Source organism: Sorangium sp. So ce381 (assembly GCF_051473845.1).
GTDB lineage: Bacteria > Myxococcota_A > Polyangia > Polyangiales > Polyangiaceae > Sorangium > Sorangium atrum.
Genome location: NZ_CP150336.1, coordinates 4,668,290 through 4,690,563 on the forward strand (window position 1 = coordinate 4,668,290; position 22,274 = coordinate 4,690,563).

Genomic DNA, 22,274 nt, shown 5'->3' on the forward strand with positions numbered 1-22,274 from the left:
AGACGACCATGGCCCGCACTGCGCCTGTACCGAACATCCCCGCCATCCCTGGAATGAACCCGGGGGTCTTCATCATGGGAGGGGGCGGGGCCGGTGGCGGGGGCGGTGGCGCTGGAGGAAACGGCTCTGGCGGTAAACAGGGCGGCAATGGATCCAACGGTGGCAAGGACGCCAGCGGCGGCGGGAAGTCCGCGTGTGGCAGCGCCGGCGGCGACGGCGCCGGCTGCCCGAACCACCATGGCGGCAAGAAATCGGGAATGGCTGCGAAGGGCGACCCGGTCGACGTGGTGACGGGCCGGGTGTTCACGGTTCCCGCCGTCGACGTCGAGCTTCCGGGACCGCTGCCGCTGTCGATCGTGCGGTCGTACACCACCGCGGCGTTCGAGCGCGACGTCGGGCTGGGGTTCGGGTGGAGCCACTCTCTGGCGTGGGAGATCGAGGTGCGGCAGCGCATCATCCGCGTCTGGACCGACGATGGGCCGGTCGATGTCGAGGCGATGCCCGTGGGCGCCGGCGCGGCGGGCCCCCACGGCTGGGTCCTCGCGCGGGAGGAGCGCGGCTTCGTCCTCGATACCGGCGACGACCGCTGGTACGTGTTCGCCGAAGCGACGGGGAAGCGATACCGGCTGACCGCGATCAAGGACCGATACAACAACGAGATCAGGCTCTCGTACCGGGATGGCGTGCTCGCCGAGATCACCGACAGCGTCGGACGGATCGTCCGGGTCCGGCGGACGCCCGACGGGCGCATCGGCGCCTTCGAGATCAAGAACGCGCGGGAGCGCGGTGTCTGGGTGCCTCTCGCGCAGTACAGCTACGACGCGGCCGGGGATCTCTCGTCCGCGACCGACGCCGACGGATACACGACGCGCTACACGTACCAGGAACACCTCCTCACCTCCCATACGAGCGCCACCGGGCTCACGTTCTCATTCCGCTACGACGATCGGCGTCGCTGCGTCGAGACGTGGGGCGCTTACGACGATGGGCCCGACCGCAGCCTGGCGGAGGACGTCCCGACGCACCTGGCTGACGGGAAGACGGTCGCCAGAGGCATCTACCACTGCAAGCTGGAGTTCGGAGAGGACGGATACGTCGAAGTCGCGGACTCCATCACGGTTCATCGCTACTTCGGGAACCGCTTCGGCAAGCTCGACAAGGCCGTGAGCGCCGGGGCCGTGTTCAGCCGGACGTACGATGAGCACGGGCACCTCCGGACGTTCATCGATCCGGTCGGCGCCATGACCGTCTGGCAGCGGGATCGCCTCGGCCGCGAGCTCTCCATCACCGATCCGCTCGGTCGAATGACGAAGATCGAGCGCGACCCCGACGGGCATGTCCGCCGAGCGATCGATCCGGCAGGCGGCGTCACCGAGATCGGGCGGACGCCCGACGGGCTCATCTGGACCGACCCCCTCGGGGCGGTGTTCCAGGTGCGCCAGGACGGGCGCGGGCGGCTCATCGAGACGGTGGCGCCCAACGGCGGCCGCACGACGTACCTCTATGACGATCTCGGGAACATGGTCGAGAAGACCGACGCGCTCGGGGGCAAGACGCAGCTGGCCTACGATTACTGGGGTCGGTGCCGCTCGATCCGGGATACGAGCGGCGCGGTGCTGTCGTACACCTATGACAACCGCGGCAACCTCACCGGCGTCTACCGGCCCGACGGCGGGACGACCCGCTACGAATACGACGGTATGGGGGACTGCACCGCGGTCCTCCAGCCGAACCAGCAGGTGACCCGGTTCGTGCGAGGCGGCTTCCACAAGCTCTGCGAGGTGCACAAGCCGAACGGAGAGAGCACACGGTTCCGGTACAACCGTGAGGGGCGCCTTGTCGAGATCCAGAACGCGCTCGGGGAGCGCCACAGGATCGAGCTCAACACCGCGGGGATGGTGACCAGCGAGCGTGGGTTCGACGGGCGCGTGTCTCGAACCAAGTACGATTACAATGGTCGGATCATCTCCTTCCAGAACGCTGCGGGCGAGAGGACGGAGTACACGTACGACCTCGCCGGGCAGCTCATCGCGCGCACCTTCGACGACGGCAGCGTCGAGAGGTTCACCTACGACGCCCGCGGCGACCTGATCGCCGCTGACAGCCCCGCCGGCTCGTTCACCTATGAGCGCAACGCCGTCGGCTGGGTCGTGTCGGAGACCCAGATCGTGGGCGGCGAGGCCGCGACCGTCCGGCGTACCTTCGATCTCATGGGTGACGTCGTCGAACGCACCACGTCGCTCGGTCACTCCGCCAGGTGGATTCGCAACGTCGGCGGGCTCGCCGAGAGGGTGATCCTCGACGGAAGAGACGAGGTCCGGATCGCGTACGACGCCGCGGGGCGTGAGGTTTGCCGCGCCCTGCCGCGAGGCGGCCGGATCGAGAGCGTGTGGGACGTGATGGATCGCCTCGTCGAGCGGCGCGTCTGCTCGCCGTCGAGCCGCGTCCACGTCGGGCCGAACGAACCAGAATGGGTGGGCCCGGCGCCGGCGTCGGTGACGGTGCACCAGGCGTACCGATACTCGCCTGCGTCGGAGCTCGTCGAGGCGTGGGACCAGGCGTACGGCACGCGCCGCTTCGAGTACGACCCTGCGAGCCAGATCCTGGCGAACGTCCCGGAGCACGAGCGCGCGGAGCTCTTTCGCTACGACGCCTGCGGGAACGTGTTCGACGTCGCCGCTGGCAAGAAGGATCGCTCGTACGGTCCTGGAAATCGCTTGCTCAGGAAGGGAGACACCGAGCTCCTCTGGGACGACGACGCGCGCCTCAAGGAGACGCGGGCCAGGACCTCCGCCGGAGCGCTCGAGGTCACCCGGTATGCCTGGGACGCGCGTGGACTCTTGCAGTCGGTCGAGCGCGCCGACGGCACCGTCGTCGAGTTCTCGTACGATCCGGATGCCCGGCGCGTCGCCAAGCGGATTTCCCGTCGGCTCTCGACCGGGGAGCTGCGGCCGGAGAGCACGACGAGGTTCGTCTGGGATGGCGCCGAGCTCGTGCACGAGATCCGGCAGGTCACCGGCGACGCGGCTGCCCCCACCGCAGAGGCACGCACGTACGTCTTCGAGGCCGGCGCGCCGTGGGCGCAGCGCGCCGGGGAGGGCGAATGGTATCATTACCTGAACGACGAGATCGGTACGCCGGAGCGGCTCGTCGGCCCCGACGGCGCCGTCGCGTGCGAGCTGCGGCGGAGCGCCTGGGGAAAGGTCGAGCCCGCGCGCAGCGCCTTGGCACCGGTGTCGACGCCGATCCGCTTTCGTGGGCAGTACTGGGACGATGAGATCGGCCTCTGCTACAACCGCAACCGCTATTACGATCCCGAGGTGGGTCGCTATATCAGCGCGGATCCAATCGGGATCTTCGGCGGCCTCAATGGATTCGCCTACGCGGAGAACCAGCCGACGCGGCTCATCGATCCGGACGGGCTCATGGCCAAGGCCTCGAGCGAGATCGAGACCGCCGGCGGCAAGAGGCACCGCGGATCGAGCGCGTTCGGGGGGCCGCTCGACCCCGCGCTCCAGACCGCGGTCGACAATGCCCACAAGAAGTTCGACGACGGCCAGGTGGCGGGGCCGAAGCCATCGAGCGCCGGACAGTGTGCCGAGATCGAGGCGCTGAACAACCTGGCGAAAGACATCCGGCAAGACCGCCAGAAGAACGGTAAGACATTGAAAGACCCGGCGGCCGAAGACACCGAGATCAGGAAGGAGATGCAGAAACAGGTGAAGGAGGGCAAGATGACGACCAAGACAGACAAGGACGGTCTGCTCATGGATCCGTGCAAGTTCTGCGCGCAGGTCATGCGTGAGCTCGGCCTTCACCCGGCGAACAACGGGGGCACTGGCAAGAAGAACGGTGTCATCGGCTCGGACGGCAAGGCGTGGAACGGCAATGTCTGGCACAAGGGACGCTCCATGCCGTTCAGGACCGCTCCGTCGAGCACGCCGCCCTTCGCAGGCACATGATCCCTCCTTCGCGAGCACCGGATGCGCCGGCCGCAGGCCCGGCGGCGGCGGAGCGTGGCGTCCGCGCCTTCTGGCGCGAGGTCGAGCGCTGCAGCAGCGCCCCCCTCGGCGGGAGGGCGCGCGCTGGCGCTGTGGCGGCCCTCGAAGGGTGGCTGGAGCATGGCGGTGCGCGCGTGGTGCTGCTCGGGCCGAGCGGGCGCGGCAAGTCGATGCTGCTGGGCCCGTGGGCGCTGGAGCTGGCCCGCACGGGCCGGCACGAGATCGCGTTCGTCCCCGTGAGCCGCCGGTTCGGTACGGCGCTGGAGCATACGGCGCTGAACCTCCTTTATGCGCGCGTGGCACCGTTCCTCAGGTCGCCGCGGCGCACCGGCGAACGGCCGCACGGGGTCGAGGCGACGCGGCGCGACCTCGTGAGCATGCTCGAGGAGGGCCGCCCGCCCGGAACCAGGCCGCTCGTCGTGATCCTCGATGGGATCGACGAGGCCGTCGCGTGGAGCGCCGATGCCGCGCAGCGCTTCCTGCGAGATCTCGGCCCCGGCGTGCGCGCCGTGCTGTCGGCGCGCTCGATCGAGGTGCTCGGAGGGCTCCGGGAGGAAACCGAGGTGGTCGCGCTGCCGCCGATCGCAGTCGACGAGGTGGCGGAGGCCGTCGGGCGGAGGCTCGGCGATCCGCCGGCCAGCGTGAGCTACGATGTCGCCCGTGTGAGCGGCGGGGAGCCGCTTCTCGTGGAGGCGCTCCTCGAGGCCCTCTCGCGGGATCCCGCGGCTGTGGCGCCGCCGCTCGCGAGCGCTCACGCCGGGGCTCCGGGGGTCCTCGATCTCTGCGCCGGCGGCGCGAGCCGCCCTGTTTTGCCTTGGCTTGCAGGCGCGATCGCGCCGATCGAGGAGGAGGAGCTCTTCGCGATCTCGACGGTGAGCGACGGAGTCTGGAACGAGCTGAGCGGACCGATCGTCGCCGCGGGAGAGTCGGGCCTCGCGCTCCGTCACCCGGCCTGGGCGGAGGCTGTTGAAGAGCGGCTTGCGCCGCAGCAGCGCGCGGCGGTCGATCGCCGGTTCGCCGACCACGGGAAGCGCGCGTTCGCCTCGGGCACGGTCTCTGATTACGTATGCCGGAACTGGCGCGCTCACCTGGAGCGGGTCGGCGCGAGCCTCGCAGAGCGGATCGAGCTGGTCTCGAGCGCGTGGCTCGACGTGTGGAGGACGCGCCCGGATGGCTCGTCCGGGTTCATCGCCGACGTGGACGCGACGGCGGCGTGCGCGGCGAGCCTCCTGGTCGATGCCGCGGCCGGAGGCGATCTCCTGGCGGCGCTGGCCGCGCGGGTCCGCTGCCTGCTCGTGACGAGCTCGGTGCGGACGATCCTTGGCTTCGAGGAGACGCGGCGTGTGCTGGCTGCGCAGGCCGCGCAGGAGGACGAGGAGGAAGAGGAAGGGGCCGAGGGAGGCGAGGGCTCCGCCGGAGCACACATCGAGATGCCGCGCGTGGGCGAGGACATCCTGGATGCTGGACGGCCGATCGCCGACGCCGCGGAGCGCGCCGGTGCCCTGATCCGGCTGGCGCGCGAGCTGCCCGACGCCGAGCGCGCCGTCGTGCTCGGCTGGGCGCTCGAGGCCGCCAGCGAGGAGCACGCCGGCGGGGGCGCGCTCGCCGCCGTGGCGTGGGCGCTCGACGGGCAGGCGCGCGTGACCGCCGCGCGCGAGGCAGCGGCGCGGCTCGCTCGCGAGCGGACCAGGGAGAGCCGGCTCGCGCGCGTGTCCGTGGCGGCGCTGCTGCCCGAGGACGAGGCGTGCGACCTCGGTCGCGAGGCGTTCGCCGAGGTCCCGGCCGACGCGAGGAGCGACGAGCTGCCGCGGCTCTCGGAGGCCGCCGCACAATGGTCTCCCGGGGCGGTGCGCGGGCTCTGGGCATGGTCCCAGGCGCTGCCCCCCTCGGAGCGGCACTTGGTCCTCGCTCGCCTCGCTTCGGGCCTGCCTGCGGAGGAGCGGGAAGCGGGCGCGTCGGAGGCGCTGGGGCTCGCGCTGTCGCTGCTCGCGGGCGACGCGCTTCCGCCGGACGCGTGCTGGAGCCTCTGCGCGCTCGCGCCGCACGCACCTGCCGGCGCCGCGTCCGCGCTGGTCCAGGCGTGCGCGGCTGCGGCCGGCCTCCACCTCCCGGTGGTGAAGGCCGTCGCCGCGCGCCTCTGCGATCTGGGGCGCGTGGAGGATGCGCTCGCGCTGGTGGACACGCTGCCCCAGCCGTCGGACCGGATCGAGGCGCGAGCCGCCCTGCTCGCGCACCTGCCCGCCGCGGTCCGCGAGGCCGCCTGGGCCCAGCTGTCGGGCGATCTGCGGGCGAGCGACGGCGCGCGCCTGCTCTTCGAGCGGAACGCCGCTGCGTGGACCCGGGCTCTCGGGGCCGATGCGGTCCTCGACCTGTCACGCGACATCGGCGCCAACTGGCCAGCCCTGGTCGCGATCGCCGGGGCCTCGCCGGACCACGCGCCGGCGATTGCGCGCGATCTGGTCGAGCGCGCTCTGGAGCAGCCGAGCGACGAGGACGAGGCGCTCTTCGCGCTGGTCCCGCTGGCCGCCTGGATGACCGAGCCGCACGCACGCCGCCTCTGCCAGAGACTCCTGAACGAGCTCGGCTGGAAGCCGCGGTCCGATCTCCTCGACGACTGGACGAAGGACGACCTCGGGCACCTGGCGCCGTTGTTCGCCCGCGTCGCTGGACCGCAGGGCGTCGCCGCGGTGGCCCGGGAGATCGTCGACGTCGCGCGATGGCTGCCCTGAGCGTCCGCGTGGAGATGTCGCGCGCCGAGCCCTTCAGACATCATCTCGGCGGCGTATTCGCAGCTGTCACCGGGCCATGGTCGCTGACAGGCCTCGAGGGCACGCGCCGCAGCACGGGTCTACTGCCCAAGCCCGGGTGAGCTGCCCACCCCGCCCGCTGCTCACAAAGCATTGCGAGAAGCCGACTAATTTTCTCGTTACAACCCTCCTATTTCCACGTCGCGCTCGCTCTATGCGGACGATTTTTGGTGCCCATCGCGTTGGCCGGTAGGGTAGGAGTGACCTGAAACGGCTTCATGAACGCAAACATCGAAACCCAGGTTGCTCACTATCTCTGCACAGGTGAGCACGACCGGCGAGCGCTCGGTCGTGTTCCTGACGCCGCACAACATCGAGGCTCTCCTCGCTGAGAGACCTGGCACACATGAGCGAATACCAGTGGTACGAGTTCGTCGCGCTCGATCGTCCCCTCACGCCGAAGCAGATGGCGGAGCTCAGGACCATCTCGACGCGCGCCGACATCACGCCCACGCGCTTCTGGAACGAGTACCAGTGGGGTAACCTCAAAGCCGACCCGGCGAAGCTCCTCGAGCGCTACTTCGACGCGCACCTCTACTTCGCCAACTGGGGTACGCGGCGGCTGATGTTCCGGCTGCCGGCGGCGCGCATCGACGAGAAGCAGCTCCGCCCGTACTTCCCCGGCGGCGCAGCGCGCATGACGAAGGCCGGCGAGCACGTCGTGATCGAGCTGGTGAGCGAGACCGAGGAGCCCGAGGACGACTTCACGAGCGACGTGACGCTCGCGTCGCTGGCGCCGGCGCGGAGCGAGCTCCTCCGCGGGGATCTGCGCGCCGCGTACCTCGCCTGGCTCCTCGCGGTCGAGGCAGGCGACGTCGAGGACGACGAAACGGAGCCGCCGCTGCCGCCGGGTCTCCGTGAGCTCTCCGCGCCGCTCGAGGCGATGGCCGGCTTCCTTCTCCTCGACGGCGATCTCCTGTCGGCCGCGGCGGAGCCGAGCGGCGCGGAGCCGGACGACGCCGACGCCCTCCGCGCGTGGGTCGGCGCGCTCCCCGCGCGCACCAAGGATCAATGGCTGCGGCGCGCGGTGGACGAGCCGGAACTCGCGCTCGGCGCCGAGCTGCGCCGCGCGTTCCGTGCTCGGGTGCAGGCGAAGACAACGAGGGTTCCACGGACCGTCGCGGAGCTGCGTGCCGCGGCCGAGGAGCGTCGCGAGAAGCGAGAGCGCGCCGAGGCGCTCCGAGCAGAGCGGTCGCGCAAGGCCGCAGAGGCCGCCCGGACGAAGCAGCTCGACGCGCTCGCCAAGCGGCTCGACGCCGCGTGGAGCGAGCTGGAGGCCCTGGTCGCCAAGAGCGCCTACGACGAGGCGCTGAAGCTGGCGATCGACCTTCGCGACCTCGCCGCCCGCGACGGCACGAACGCAGCGTTCACGGAGAGGTTCAAGGCGATGCGGAAGCGACAGTCGCGGCGCCGGGGCTTCTTCGACCGCTGGAAGTAGGAGGACGAGCCGAGAGGATGGTGAAAAGGGACGTTGGTCGAGCCAGGCGCCTGCCGCATCCAGCGGAGCTTCCGCGCGATGATGGCGTGCGCTACGGCCCGGAGACGTGGCGCGAGATCGACGGCGTCGCCTTCTGCCACTGGGACCGGTGGCTCCTGCGGCTCGCGCTGGCGGAGCCGCGCGGCCTCGACGCGATCGCGCGTGAGTTCCGTGCGCGCGCGGCGAGTCGGCGCGTCAGCGGCGAGGCCGTCGAGGCGATGCTCGCGCAGGTGGTCGACCTGCGTGGCCGGCTCGCGCGCGTCGCGCGGATCCCGGAAGAGGTCCTCGATGCGGAAGAGCGAGCGAGCGGGTGGCTGCTGAAGAAAGCCTCGAAGCGGGTCTGGCATGATGGTCCGAATCGCCGCACGGACGCGATGCGCAACACGCCTCGCCGGCGGCGCGAGGCGCACGCGCTCCGGGGAAACTGGGCGCGCTTCCCGGTGTCGCCTGCGCGCTTCGAGCCCGAGCTCCGCCGCGTCGTCGGAGACCAGGCATACTACGACTATCGCGCCACGGATCTGGTCGCGCGCCTCCTCGAGGGCCAGCTCGCCCGTGCGCTCACGCTCCGCAAGGCGGTGCTGGCCCCCTGGGGATAGGGACCGCGGCGATCTGGCCTCGCCTACTGGAAGGCGCAACCCTTCCCACACGTCCCATCCGACCCAAAGACCTGTTCCAATCCTGTTCCATCACTCCGGTGGCCTTCGGGGACATGGCACCACGCCCCTGGCTCGCCGCTCACGGGCGGTACCGCGGATCGTCCAGAAAGGCGGCATCAGTCAGCGACCGCAGGAACGCCACCAGATCGGCCTTCTCGTCCGGAGAGAGCCCCAGCTCATCGATCTGCGGATCGGTGGAAAAATGGCCCAGCCCCCCGCGATCGTAATGGTCGACCACCTCCTCCAGCGTCGCCAGCGATCCGTCGTGCATATAGGGGGCGCTCGCCGCGATGTTCCGCAGACCGGGCACCTTGAATTTGCCAAGGTCTCCCGTGCGTCCGGTGATCCTCTGCCGCCCGACGTCGCCGCCCTCGAGGTAAGTGCCGTTGTTGAAGAAGCCTTCGTTGGTGAGCATTCCGGCCGGGTGGCAATGGAAGCAGCCAGCCCGCTCGGTCAGGAACAGGGCCTCGCCGCGGCGCTCGGCGTCTCCGAAGCTCGTGTCGTCCCCGCGCCGGTGCCGGTCGTAAGGGCTGTCGGCGCTGACGATCGAACGTACGAAGCTCGCGAGGGCCTTGCGCAAGGACTCCTCGCCGGGAGGCCCGCCATAGGCATCCATGAACGCCTTCACATAGACGTCATCGCCGGCGACACGAGCGACGGCCTCGGCGAGCGGTAGATCCATCTCGTCGGGGTTCTCGATGGGCTTCCCGGTCTGCTCTTCCAGGGTGGCCGCGCGGCCATCCCAGAAGAAGCTCTCGCCCCAGGCGAGGTTCACCAGCGCGGGCGCGTTCCGCTGTCCCAGGCGGCCGTCGACCCCCTGAGAGACGGGGACCGGATCGGCGAAAGCGTGCTCCTGACGGTGGCAGCTCGCGCACGCGATCTCGCCGGTGCGAGAGAGGCGCTTGTCGAAGAAGAGCCTCTTGCCGAGCTGGGCCCTCGCCTCGGTGAGCGCGTTTTCGGCCGGCGCTCTGGCCGCCGCGGTGCGCGCGGGAAAGCCGGCGGGGATGGCGTCCGTGACGAGCGGCGGCAAAGGTCCAGGGGCCGCCGGCCCGTCGTCGCCGCATCCGCCCGCGAGGAGCAGCGCCGCCAGGCCGATGGCCCCGCCAACGTTGGAACTCGGCGTCACGGACCGAAGGTGAACACCGTCCGATCGGGGAGGCCGCGCCGCAGGCGCTCACCCGCGAAGAGCTCGTCTCCCACGGGCCCGGGCGGCGGGACGAACCCGGTCATGTCGACGTCCGCCGTGGCGCCCGCGAAGACCTCGTCCATGACGAGCCGGACGACCTTGCCCGTCGAGCCGCTCGCGGGCACGGACAGCGCGCCTCGTACCTCGACCCTGGGCGCGAGATCCTCGACCAGGTTGCCTCCCATGTGGACCGCCGGCGGAACCGTGGCCGTCTCTCCCTCGGGATCGACGGGATCCCCCTCGTCCGGCGGAGCCACGTTGCCCTCGTAGCGCAGGAAGAGGTGGCCGGTGTGCGGCCACGTCATCTGGGAGGCTTCCGCCAGAGGCGCGACGCTCGTTTCGGGCCGGGAGCTGTTGCAGGCCTGGTGCAAGCCCCAGATGAAGCTGACGCCTTCGTAGCTGCCAGCCGGAGCGCGCAGCCGGAGCGCGGCCGAGCCCGGGTCCTCTGCGTTGTAGAAGTGGACCCCGTAAGGGGTGGGGGCGCCGTCCGGGCCGACGATATCGACGGGCACGAGGTCGCCGTCCGCCCCGATCAGCGCCGCGTGGGAGACGTAGAAGCGAACGTTGAGCGGCGTGACCGTGCTGCCGTCCGGCGCGACGTTCGGCTCGCCGAACAGGAACGGCTCACCGCCGAGGACGAGCTCGAACGCGAGCTCGACGGGTGTGCCCTCGGTCCGGATGGACGCCGGCTGCTCTGCGCAACCGGTCGGCCAGGTGGCCTCGGCCTGGCCGCCCGCGCCGCCGGCGCCCGGTTGGGCGTCCGCTCCACCCGCGCTGCTCGCTCCACCGGACCCATCGGGCTCGCTGCCGCCCGCACCGCCTGTCCCGGACTCGATTGGCTGATTCGAGCCCCCGCCGCAAGCAGCTGCGGCGCCCAATAGCAATCCGAACCACCGGAACAAGCCAGGAGATTTCATCGTGGGATCGATTGTACGCGATGACGCACCACACGGGAACAGATGACGCATCGCCGGGATCTTGCTGGGCGAGACGCGGATGGGTGGTGCGAGCGGCGATACGCCGCCGGGCCGGCCAGCACCATTGTGCCAGGGCGGTGCGCGCGCGAAGAGGAGAGGGGCGCTCTGCCGCGGCCCCTCCGCCGAGCAGGGCGACCTCGGGCGGGATGCGGCTTCTCCGCGCGGAGATCACGAGCGTCGTGCCGATGACCGCGATCAACAGACCTGTCGTCTTCACCAGCCAACGTTCGCTCTTCGGGCCAGTGACCGCCTCGAACGTACGTAGTTGACGAGCGGTCAGATCCCGGCGATCACATCAAAGAGACCCTGCGCTCCGGCGAGGAAGATCGCCTGTTCGTTCGCCTGTTCCCGATCGCGTTTCGTGCTCACCATCGCCGCTGTCAGCGATCGCCGCCGGGCGTACCGGAGCCGTCGGGCGTGCCGGAGCCGCTGCCACCACCGGGCGCGCCGGAGCTGCTGCCGCCGCCAGGCGTGCCGGAGCGACGCTCCACATCCGCGCCGAACGTTTGGGTCGAACCCGCGTCGAGGGAGGCTCACGCCGTCCTGATTCAACGTCGGAAAATGCCCCACGTACCGCGGATGGAAGCGGGCGCCCGGAAGCAGCTGTCGAGGTGCCATGGCGCGGGGTCGTCACGCCTGCCTGGCGAGCCGCCGGAGCGCGAGGATCCCGGCGCCGAGCACCGCCGCCGCCCCGAGGAGCCGGCGCGCTGTGTAGGCCCTCGACAGGGCCACCATCCCGGCCACGGCCCACGGGGGAGGCGCGCTTTGCTGCGGGGCCGAGATCGCGTGTGATGCCGCTCCCTTCGGCGCTGCCGAATCGCGCTCCGCGAAGAGCTCGATCATCGCGCGCGTGAAGGAGGCCAGATCGTGCGGACCGCGGCTCGAAACCCAGTTCCCGTCGCGCACGACGGCCTCGTCGCGCCAGACGGCGCCGGCATGGACGAGATCGTCCCGAATGCCAGGCCATGACGTGAGCTGCCGCCCGTTCAGGCGCCCCGCCGACGCGAGCACCCACGGGCCGTGGCAGAGCGTGGCGATGGGCTTCCCCGCCTCGTCGATGGCCCTGACGAACTCCCGCGCCGCTCGGCTCTGCCGGAGGAGGTCGGGGTTGATGAAGCCGCCCGGCAAGAGCAGGGCGTCGTAGTCGGCCGGAGCCGCTTGCTCCACCGTCCGATCGACGCGCACCGTACGGCCGGGCCAGTACAGGTTCAGGCCGCGGATCTTCCCGCGTCGGAGCGAGAGCACCTCGACGTGGGCCCCCTCGGCGCGGAGCGCCTTCGTCGGGATCGTCAGCTCGACCTGCTCGAATCCCTCGGTCGCGAGCACCGCGACATGCAACCCTTTCAGCCTTTTCCGAAACAGCATCTTCGACCTCGTGACGCGCGAGCGCGCATCTCGGGCTCATTGCAAGGTCTATGCGCTCGATGGCGTGCCGGCGACCAAGTCCAGGAGCATCCGAGCGAACGGCTCAGGGTGGGCCGACGTCGTTCATGTGCCGGTCGACGCTCACGGCCTTCGAACGGAGGAGCCGGAGGCGCACGCCAAGCGGTTACCAGCTCCTGGTCACCCCGCCGTTCCGGTTACCACGTCCTCTGGTAACCGCCCCGTTGCGATGCGAGAAATCCTTTGAGATTCAATGGTTTGGCGCTGTGGCCCGAGAGCTGCTTCAGGGGCTGGCAGGAGACCTTACCATGGTAACCGAACCGACATCCCACCGCCTCACGCTTCCCATTCTCCTCGCCACCCTGCTCGCCGCGTGCGCCGGAACGTCCGACGGCGGCAGCTCGACCGGCGACGCGCCGGCCGATCCGCCCGGTCCAGCGCCTCACGAGGGCGCCTCTCCCGGCCAGCGGGCCGCGCCCGCCGTGCCTCCGGCGCCGGATCTCGCGTACCCCGGCAAGGGCTTCATCGTCCACGAATGGGGCACCGACACCGTGGTCGTCGGCTCCGACGGCTCGCTTCAACCGGGGCTGCACCACGAAGAGGAGGACCTCCCCGCCTTCGTCTACGACCGGCTCGAAGCCGGCACGCTCGATGGCTCGATCTCGACGAGCGTCAACGTGAAGATGGAGACGCCGGTCACTTACTTCTACTCCGAGGAGCCGCTCAACGCGCACGTCCAGATTACGTTCCGCAAAGGGATCTTCACGCAGTGGTACCCCGCCGTCCGCGAGTTTTCCCCGCCCATCATCGCGCCCAACACCGTTGCTGGCGTGACGACCTACGCGGACCCGGCGTACGACCCCGAGTTCCCCTTCAGCTCGCAGATGTGCGCGGAGACGTACGGCCCGAACGCGAACGGCTACCTGCAGTGGAGTAACATCGAGGTCCTCGGGCGCGACGGCGATATCCCTCTGCCCGAGGCGCCGCTCGATCGGTTCACGTGGGCGCACGCGCGCCAGGTCGGCGCCAACCCGCTCCGCGTCGCAGGCGTGCCCGGCGCGATGGAGACGCCCCAGCACGAGCGCTTCCTGTTCTATCGAGGGCTCGGCAACTTCGACCTGCCCGTCCGCGTGACGGCCGGCACCGGCGGGGCGATCTCCGCCGAGAATACCCTCGACGAGGCGATCGGCGCCGTCTTCGTCCTCAACGTCGGCGCCTCGGCGGGGGCGTTCGTCGCGCACCCCCAGGGCATCGCCACGGGCGGCACGCTCGTCGAGCGCGCCCCCTCGCTCGACGGAGCGCCGCCCCTCGACGAGTTCGTCCAGTCGCTCGGCGCGAGCATGATGGACGCCCTCGACGCGACCGGCCTGTACCACGACGAGGCCGTCGCCATGGTGAACACCTGGAAGCGCCAGTGGTTCCGGACGCCCGGCGTCCGGGTGCTCTACCTCGCTCCTCAGACGTGGACCGACGCCTCGATCCCGATCACCATCGCTCCCACGCCTGCCGATGTCGTGCGCGTGATGATGCTCCGCGTCGAGGTGCTCTCGCCCGAGATCGAGTCGGCCGACGTCGGCGCGGCGCGGCGGCTCGCAGACCCGTCCCTCGCCGGCGACGCCGAGCGCCACTTCGACGATCTCGGGCGCTTCGCCGAGCCGCGCCTCCGCCGCGCGCTCACGATCCTCGGCGAGCCTGCGTACGGCCAGCCCTTGCTCGCCCGCATCGCGGCGGGAGCGACGGCGAGCGCCGCGCGCGAGTAACCTCTCGGCCATGCACGCCTCGCGGCGCGAGCCCTTCATGGCCCATCCTCGGTACGAGCCGGGCGAGATCCTCGGGCAGGGGGCGCAGGGCGTCGTGGGGCGCGTGATCGACCGCGAGGCGCGGGGGCGCGAGCTCGTCGCGAAGGTGTTCCGTCAGGGCGCCTTCCGCGAGGACACCCTGCTCGGCGAGTTCGCGCTGCTCGCGCGCCTGCGCATCTCCGGCGTGGTGCGGGCGCACGATCTCGGGCGCGACGAGCGGACGGGGGCGCCCTTCCTCGTCGAGGAGTACGTGGCCGGCGACGACGCCGCGGCGTGGGTGCAGGAGGGCCCGGCCGCAGAGCGCCCGGCGCGGCTCGCGGGCGTGCTCGGCGGCGTCGCGAGGACGCTCGCCGCCCTGCACGACGCGGGGTTCGTGCACAGCGATCTCAAGCCGGCGCACGTGCGGATGCGGCCCCTCGGCGGGGGCGGCGCCGAGGCCGTGCTCCTCGACCTCGGGGCGGCGGTCTCGAGGGCGCGCGCGCCGGGCGGCGCCGTCGCGTTCACCTCGGCCTTTGCCGCGCCCGAGCTGCTCGCCGGGGGCGCGCCCTCGCCCGCGTCCGACCTCTACAGCCTGGGGGCGCTCGCGTGGTGCTCGGCCGCGGGCCGCCCGCCCGGGCCCTCTCGCGCGCGGCGCCCGCTGCGCGACGCCGCACCGTGGGTCCAGCCGAGCGTGGCCGAGGTGATCGAGGCGCTGCTCGCGCTGCACCCGCGAGACCGCCCCCCCGAGGCCCGCGAGGTGCTCCGGCAGCTCGGCGTCGCGGCCGCGGAGGCGGGCATCGCCGTCGGGGCGCCGCCCGCGCCCATCGGGCGGGAGCGCGAGCTCGAGGCGCTGCAGCAGGCGCCGTCACGGTCAGGGCGCGTGCGCTATGTCACGGGGCCGAGCGGCGCCGGCAAGAGCCACCTCGGCCGCGAGCTCGTGACGCGGGCGCTGCTCGGCGGGCGGAGCGCTCGCTACGTGGCGTTCCCGCGCGACGCCGACCCGCTCCTGCTGCGGCTCATCGCGTTCTTCCGGGGCGCCGAGCAGGCGCCGCCGTTCGTGACGCCGCCCGGCGACGGGCCTCCGCTCCTGCTCTTGCTGGACGACCTGGATCAGGCCCCGGCCGAGCTCCGCGCCGCGCTCGACGCGTACCGGTGCCGGCCGGCGGCGCCCGGCGGCGCGGCGATCGAGGTGATCGCGACGGCCCGGAGCGCGCCCGAGGGCGCGGCGTGCGTGGCGCTCGGGCCGCTCAGCGACGCGAGCTTCGGCGCGCTGTGCCGCGCGCTCGGCGTGGACGACGAGGCGAGCGTGCGAGAGGCCGCCGTGGCGTCGGGGAAGAACCCGGGGTGGCTCTTCGCGTCGCTCGGCCGCGTGCCGCTCACGAAGGACACGGCGATCGAGCGCGTGCGCGGGCTGTCGGCCGACGCCTGCGCGACGCTCGCCGCGATCGCGATCGCGGGCGGCGCCCTGCCCGAGGCGCGCTGCTCTCTCGGGTTCGGGCGCGGCGGGCGGGCGGACGCGCGGGGCGGCGGGCAGCAGCGCGCCTCCGGCGAGCGAGCCCTCGGCGAGCTGCTGGCGGGCGCGCTCATCGCGAGGCGGGAGGCGGCGGCCGGCGCGCTCATCACGCTGTCCGCTCCCGCGCTGGCGAGGGACCTCGCGGCGGCGCTCGCCACGCCGGAGATCGCCGAGGAGGTCGCCGCGGCGCTGCTCGCGGACCCCGGCGCGCCTGCGTCGGCGCTCCTCTCGGCGGCGGCGGCGCCGTGCACGAGCGCCCGCCGCGCGCAGCTCCACGAGCGGGCCGCGGCGCGAGCGCGCGAGGCCGGGCTGCGGTCGGAGGAGATCGAGGCGCTGCTCGCGCTCGGCGAGGACGCGGACCGGAGGACCCCGGCGCTCCTGTGCAGGCTCGAGCGGCTGACGCGCGACGCGGGCGTGGGCGCGGCGCACCCGCAGGTCGTCGCGTGGCTCGACGAGGCGGCGCAGGGGGACGAGCGGGTGCTCGTGCTCGCGCTGCGGCGGCGCGCGGAGAGGCGCGCGCGTGATGGAGACGCGGCGGCGGCGAAGGAGCAGGCGCTCGCCGCGCTCGCGGCGGCGCGGCGGCTCGGCGGCGGGGCGGCCGAGGCGTTCGCGCTGTCGACGCTGGGGCTCGTGGCGCTGATGCGCGCCGACTGGGGCGAGGCGGAGGCGTGGCTCGCGGGCGCGCAGGCGAAGCTGCCCTCGGCGGGCGAGCGCGTGGACGATGTGGAAGGCGAGCGCGTGGACGACGTGGAAGAGGTGGCGCGGCTCCACCACAACGCGGGCATCGTGGCGCTCTACCGCGGCCAGGTGGACGACGCGGTGCGGACGTTCGAGGCGTCGCTCGCGGTCAAGCGGAGCCTCGGGGATCGCGCCGGCATGCGCTCGTGCCTGATGAACCTGGGGATCGCGCTCGGGAAGGCGTCGCGCTACGAGGACGCCTTCCGCGCGCTCGACGAGGCGATGCGGCTCGCGCGGTCGCTGGGTCAGGTGGCGGGGCGCGGCTGGTGCCTGTCGGCGCGCGCGGACATCGAGGTGCGCCGCGGCGACGCGCGCGCGGCGGAGCGCTGCATCGAGGAGGCGTGGGCGCTCGCGGCGTCGCTCCCTGCGGCGATCCAGGCCGATCTGGTCATCGCGCGGGCGAACGTTGCGTTGCTCGACGGCGACGGGCGGCGGGCGCTCGCGGCGCTCGCGGCGCTCGCGGCGCTGGATCCGGGCGTGCGGGCGAACGATCCGCTCGTGGACGCGCGGGCCCAGGTGGCGGAGGCGCAGGCGTACCTCACGAAGCTGCCGGCGGAGCCGCGGCGGGCGGCGCGGGGGGCGATCCGGGCTGCGCGGCGGGCGCGCGCGGCGATGCTCGCGGAGGTGGAGGCGCAGGCGCTCGACGTGCTCCGCTCGGCGCGGCCGGGCGCACCGGCGGCGGCGGGCAGCGCGTATGCTGGCGGAGGCATGACGGCGGCGAGCGGGGAGGATGACGCGCTCTGGGCGTGGCTCGCATCGGTGGCGGCCGCGGGCGACGGCGCGAGGGGGACGGCGGACGGCGCCGCGGAGGCCGCGGTCGGGCTCGCCCGCGCCCTCGTGCAGCAGTCGGGGGCCGAGCGCGCGCTGCTCGCCGTGGTCGACGAGCAGGGGCGGGTGGTCGCGGCCTGGGGCGCCGATCTCGACGGGCTGGAGATCGCCGAGGCGGCGCGGCGTATCGCGCCCGACCTGGCCCGGCTCGCGCTGAGCCAGGCCGCGCCCGTCCACTACCAGCGCGACGTGGAGACGCCGGGCGGCCGCGGCTCGCGGCTCGTGGTGCGCGGCGGCGCAGACCCCGCCTCGACGGGCGCGCGCGCCCCGGCGGCGAGCGCGGCCGCGCCGGGTCCGGCGCTCCCCGGGCCTCCGCGCGCGCTCATCGTGGTCGAGCACCGGTTCCGCCCGGCGTGCTTCGATGCCGTCACGGAGGTGCAGGCCGCTCGCTGGGCGTCGCTCGCGGGGCTCTTCCTGCGGCTCTTCGCCCGCCCCGGAGCGCCGGAGGAGCCGCGCCGCGAAGGCCCGGCGCCTGCCTGCCTCGCCTCGCTCGCGGAGCCCGCGCCCGATCTCCGGCACGCCGACACAACGGTCGTGCCCACGGCCCCGCTGCGCAGGAGCTTCCCCGGCATCCTGGGCCAGAGCGCCGCGCTGCGCCGGGCGCTCGCGCGCCTCGACGCGGCGATCGACAGCGATCTGCCCGTGCTCCTGATAGGCGAGACCGGCACGGGCAAGGAGCTCTTCGCCCGCGCGCTCCACGATCTCGGCCCGCGCCGTTCGCGCGAGCTCGTCGCCGTCAACTGCGGCGCGGTCCCCGACACGCTCTTCGAGGCGGAGCTCTTCGGCCACGCGCGGGCCTCGTTCACGGGGGCCGAGCGCGCGCGCCCCGGCCTGCTCGCCCGGGCCGAGGGCGGCACGCTCTTCCTCGACGAGCTGGGGGAGCTGCCGCTCCCGCGCCAGGCGGTGCTGCTGCGGGCGCTGGAGTCACGGCGCTATCGCCCGGTGGGCAGCGACGACGAGCGGCCGTTCGACGCGCGGATCGTCGCGGCCACGAACCGGGATCTCGCGCAGGCGGTCGCCGAGCGAGCGTTCCGGCAGGACCTGCTCTTCCGGGTGAACGCGATCGAGATCCACGTGCCGCCGCTCCGCGATCGGGAGGGCGACGTGCCGCTGCTGCTCGCCGGGTACCTGGATCGGACGGGCGCCCCCATCGAGATCGCGCCGCGCGCGCTCGCGGCGCTCGACGCCTACGCGTGGCCCGGCAACGTGCGGGAGCTCGCGCACCTGGTCCAGCGCCTGGCCGCGCTGGGCGTGCGCCGCGTCGACCTCGAGCACCTCCCGCGGGGGGTGCGGGCGAGCGCGCCGCGGGCGAGCGCGCTGCGGGCGAGCGCGCTGCGAGCGAGCGCGCGCCGGACGCCCGCCGCGGAGCGCCCCGCGGGCGAGGCGCGACCGCCGGCCAGCCCCGCTCCGCCGCCGGCCGCGGAGCGCCCCGCGGGCGAGGCGCGCCACGCGCTGGCCGAGGACGACGAGCGCGAGCCGATCCGCCGCGCGCTCGCGGAGACCGGCGGGAACATCAGCCGCGCGGCCGAGCGCCTCGGCATCACGCGCCACGGTCTGAAGAAGCGCATGGCGCGCCTCGGCATGCGCGCCCCCTCCGGATCGCAGGGGAAAGCGGGGTGAACCCCCTCGTGGAGGCGCTGCTGACAAAGAGGCAGGCAAACGCAGTATCGGAGGACTCTTTATGAAGGGCAGCGGTTCCGGAGCACTGAACACATCGAGGCTCGAGGAAGAGCACCGACGAGGCCGCGCGGCAGGACAAACGGTCTTTCCGATCCTCCCGCGCCCCTGCCACCCTCGAGGACCGAGCCCTCGCCGTGGGTGGAGCGGGCGGTTCGCCCTAGCGCTGCTCGTCGCGGGCTGCTCGCCTGCGGCCGTCGACGGATCGCCGGCGCCCCTGCCGGACGGCGGAGGTGGCGCCCCCGCCGCGCCGCCCTCGCCCGCTGCATGCGATGCCTCCGCGGCCGACGGCGTCGCCGTCTTCGCCTCCGACGTCGACACAGGCGCCCCGCAGGCGCCCGGAGCTCCCCCCTACGCGATCGACGGCTGCTGGCTGGCCTACGTCGCGCCGCGCGAGGCCGGCGACGTGAGCGGCGCTCTGAGGCTGCGTGATCTCGGTACGGGCGAAGAGCTCCTCCTCGCGCCGGCCGCCGAGACGCCCCGCCGGCCTGCGCTCGCCGGCGACGTCGTGGTCTGGGAGGCGACGGACAGCGGAACACGCGTGGTGCGCGTGCGCCGGGGTGGCCAGACGCAGACGATCCGCGGCCCGTTCGACCACGCGGGCGAGCCGCGCGTGGAGGGAGACGCCGTGGTGCTGACAGGCTGGTTGACCGCGGACGAGAGCGGCGACACGGACGTCTTCCTGTACGAGATCGGCCAGGAGGAGGCGGTCCCGATCGCGTCCGGCCCGGGCCAGCAGCGTTTCCCGGACATCTCGGCGACGCACGTCGCCTTCGCTGATTTCTCCGAGGATCCCGACGGCCGCTTCGACGAGGACGCGCGCGATCTCGCGGACATCGTGGTCTATGACCGGCGCACGAGGCGCGCCACCCGGCGCTCCCGGGAAGGCAAACAGTCCTTCCCGATGCTCGGCGCCGGGGAGACGGTGGTGGCTTATCTCGAATGGGCGCCGTTTCATCCGGAGCCCAAGTTCGAGCAGTTCGATCTGCGGATCGGGGACATCACCGCTCCTGCGGACGGCGACGCCCTGGCCGCGAGCATCGAGCAGTCGGGCCGGCCGTACGTGCTCCCCGAGGTCCGCGGCGAGCTCATCGAGTGGGTGGAGCGGCCTGCAGACGGCAATGCGTCCTTGCGGCGGAGGCCGGCCGATCTCTCGGCGCCCGCGGTCGAGGTCCCCGGGCTCTCGGCGTTCGAGTTGTTCGGGCCGTCGGCCTCTGCGACGATCACGGTGCTGGCGGCGCGCTCGCCGGGAGGCGAGCTGGAGCTCCGCGGCGTCGCCCGGTGATCCGGGGGGGCGCAGGCTGGCCCCGCCGCGGCGTGGTGAAGGTCCGGGAGCGCTACCTCCCGGCGGGACAGGCCTTGCGAGGGGAGTCGGTGTCGGGCGCCCGCGATCACCGGAGTGATCCGAGCGCCCCCACGCCTGCCGAGCTACTTCTTCGCAGCAGCGGCAGCAGGCGCCTTCGCAGCAGCAGCCGGCGCCGCGGCCGGCGCCTTCCCAGCAGCCGGCGCCGCGGCATGCTCCTGCGGCGTGATGATGCGGAATTTCCCGCTCAGGTGCAGCAGCGACATCGTGTACAGCATGCCGTCGTAGTACCGCCACTTGCCGGTGGGCGCCTCGCGCTGATACAGCTCTTCGACGAAGCGCCAGGCCCGCGGATGGGTAGCGGCCAGCGCCGCGACGGCGTTCGCCGCCACGAGCCCGAGCGAGTCGTAGTCGACGGTGGGCTTGCCATCGAGGGTGAAGTTGCCCTTGTACTTGGGGCCCTGCGCCTCGAAGAACGCGAGGAGGCGATCGCTCAGCTCGGTCTGCCGCGGATCCTTCGCCCACCACGCCGCGTCCACCGACCAGTTGATCGCGGTGCGGAACGCGTCCTGACGGAAGTTGGCGGTCCCCGCGTCCCACGAGGCGCCCTTGGGGGTGCCGTCGAAGTTGGCGTAATCCGGAGCGAGCCCGGTCTTCGGGTGGGTCGTCTTGACGAAGTAATCGCGGCTCGCCTTGGCCGCCTCGGCCCAGAACGCGCGATCCGCCTCGGGGCCCCAGGCCGCCCAGAGGTCGTAGAACGCCGGCAGGTGATACGACGGGTCGGTGTGATCGCCGTTCTTCGCGAAGTTGTCCGCGTCGGGCGTGAACCGGACCATCTTGTGCTCGGTGTTGAAGAGCGAGTGCAGCGTCGTCTTGCGCTTGTCCTTGTTGACCGGCCCGGTGATCGGCTTCCGGTTCTTCATCGCGTCGAGGATAGCGAAGGCTTCCTTCTTGTAGTCGTAGATCCCCTTGCCGTTCCCCCAGCGGTTCGACGCGAACAGCAGCGCGGTGGCGAAATACTCCTCCGCGTCCGGCGCGGGATTCTCATCCATGGCCGTGCCGTCCGGGTGCATCTGCCACGAGAAGTAGCCGAAGCCGGGGTGCTTCGGATCCGCATGGTACATGTGGGACTTGGCCCAGTTCCACAGGGCGTCGAAGTCGTCTTTGCGATCGACCTGCACGGCGATCATCATGCCGTACGACATCCCCTCGGAGCGGACATCGTTGTTGCCGATGTCCATGATGTACGCCTTGGGGCCGTTCGCGTTCTTCCCCGCCGGGAACAGGACGGCCTGCTCCTTGGGGTCGCCGTGGAACAGCTGCTCGTAGGCCTTCGCGATCTTGGCGTCGATCTCGGCGGGCTTGTGTCCGAGCTCGGCGAACAGGTTGCGATACTCACCCGTCGCGAACGCTCCCTTGGCAGCGGGCTTGAGCGGCGGACCGAGGGGCGCGGGCTCCGCCGGGGCGGGCGCCTGGGCCGTGCCGCTCGGGCTCGCGGTGGTGGCCGGAGCGGCGCTGTCGGCCGGAGTCGCGGAGCTCGCCGGACCGGGCGAGCCGACCTGGGTGCCCTGGTTGCTGGGCGCGCAGGCGATCACCGTGACCGCAAACCATACCGATGCGACGGGAGACGTTAGCATTCGCAAGTTCATCACTGTCCTCGTGTTCGAGCTCGCATCCTGTGAGAACGCGCTCGGCGTGAACATCGCTGGCGACGTCCACGTTATGACGCTGCTCGGCGAGAAGGAAATCCAACCGCTCGGAGGCGTCAAGCCCCAACTGCCGGGCCTGCCCCGGGGTGAAAGGACACCCTGACAACTGCGATCCGGCTCTTCTAGAAAAGTTGCGTGATCCCAGCATCTTTTCATGTGTCGAAGGGGATCGCCTTCACGTCACAGCGCTGCTCGCTCAGGGGTCGACGCGGTCGACATGATCGACGTTCACACGCCTCGA

At 72.3% G+C, this 22,274-nt stretch carries 12 protein-coding genes; 8 read left to right on the forward strand and 4 right to left on the reverse strand.

Translation table 11 applies throughout. From position 1 onward, the window contains the following. Positions 1–8 precede the first annotated feature (8 nt). The 4 genes from WMF29_RS17540 (at position 9) to WMF29_RS17555 (ending at position 8,881) form a co-directional block, all read left to right on the forward strand. Positions 9–3,962, forward strand: a complete 3,954-nt coding sequence (locus tag WMF29_RS17540) for an RHS repeat-associated core domain-containing protein (protein ID WP_437329927.1) — start codon at positions 9–11, stop codon at positions 3,960–3,962. After that, positions 3,959–6,730, forward strand: coding sequence for a hypothetical protein (locus tag WMF29_RS17545; RefSeq protein WP_437329928.1), 2,772 nt, complete (start codon positions 3,959–3,961; stop codon positions 6,728–6,730). Before WMF29_RS17540 ends, WMF29_RS17545 begins: the two co-directional genes overlap by 4 nt. Positions 6,731–7,154: 424 nt before the next feature. Continuing rightward, a complete protein-coding gene (locus tag WMF29_RS17550) occupies positions 7,155–8,246 on the forward strand; it encodes a hypothetical protein (protein WP_437329929.1) in 1,092 nt (363 codons plus the stop codon). Between the two features lie 86 nt (positions 8,247–8,332). Next, a complete protein-coding gene (locus tag WMF29_RS17555; protein WP_437329930.1) occupies positions 8,333–8,881 on the forward strand; it encodes a hypothetical protein in 549 nt (182 codons plus the stop codon). A gap of 139 nt (positions 8,882–9,020) precedes the next feature. Here the strand turns inward: WMF29_RS17555 and WMF29_RS17560 are convergent, their stop codons facing one another. From WMF29_RS17560 to WMF29_RS17570, 3 genes are all read right to left on the reverse strand, one after another. Continuing rightward, positions 9,021–10,067 carry a cytochrome-c peroxidase gene (locus WMF29_RS17560; protein WP_437329931.1) on the reverse strand — a complete coding sequence of 349 codons (1,047 nt, stop codon included), beginning with the start codon at positions 10,065–10,067 and terminating at the stop codon, positions 9,021–9,023. Continuing rightward, positions 10,064–11,044, reverse strand: coding sequence for an MbnP family protein (locus WMF29_RS17565; protein ID WP_437329932.1), 981 nt, complete (start codon positions 11,042–11,044; stop codon positions 10,064–10,066). Before WMF29_RS17565 ends, WMF29_RS17560 begins: the two co-directional genes overlap by 4 nt. A gap of 690 nt (positions 11,045–11,734) precedes the next feature. Then, positions 11,735–12,469, reverse strand: a complete 735-nt coding sequence (locus WMF29_RS17570; RefSeq protein WP_437329933.1) for a type 1 glutamine amidotransferase domain-containing protein — start codon at positions 12,467–12,469, stop codon at positions 11,735–11,737. A 326-nt stretch (positions 12,470–12,795) separates the two neighbouring features. Between WMF29_RS17570 and WMF29_RS17575 the strand changes: the two genes are divergently transcribed. From WMF29_RS17575 to WMF29_RS17585, 3 genes are all read left to right on the forward strand, one after another. Next, positions 12,796–14,247: a hypothetical protein gene (locus WMF29_RS17575; protein ID WP_437329934.1), complete on the forward strand. Its 1,452-nt coding sequence runs from the start codon at positions 12,796–12,798 to the stop codon at positions 14,245–14,247. Positions 14,248–14,257: 10 nt separating this feature from the next. Continuing rightward, complete coding sequence (locus tag WMF29_RS17580) at positions 14,258–18,964, forward strand: sigma 54-interacting transcriptional regulator (RefSeq protein ID WP_437329935.1); 4,707 nt, start codon at positions 14,258–14,260, stop codon at positions 18,962–18,964. A gap of 61 nt (positions 18,965–19,025) precedes the next feature. Then, a complete protein-coding gene (locus WMF29_RS17585) occupies positions 19,026–20,306 on the forward strand; it encodes a hypothetical protein (protein ID WP_437329936.1) in 1,281 nt (426 codons plus the stop codon). Between the two features lie 143 nt (positions 20,307–20,449). Here the strand turns inward: WMF29_RS17585 and WMF29_RS17590 are convergent, their stop codons facing one another. Beyond that, positions 20,450–21,919: a glycosyl hydrolase family 8 gene (locus tag WMF29_RS17590; RefSeq protein WP_437329937.1), complete on the reverse strand. Its 1,470-nt coding sequence runs from the start codon at positions 21,917–21,919 to the stop codon at positions 20,450–20,452. Here WMF29_RS17590 and WMF29_RS17595 point away from each other — a divergent pair. Then, positions 21,897–22,136 carry a hypothetical protein gene (locus WMF29_RS17595; protein ID WP_437329938.1) on the forward strand — a complete coding sequence of 80 codons (240 nt, stop codon included), beginning with the start codon at positions 21,897–21,899 and terminating at the stop codon, positions 22,134–22,136. The genes WMF29_RS17590 and WMF29_RS17595 overlap by 23 nt on opposite strands. The last annotated feature ends 138 nt before the right edge of the window (positions 22,137–22,274 follow it).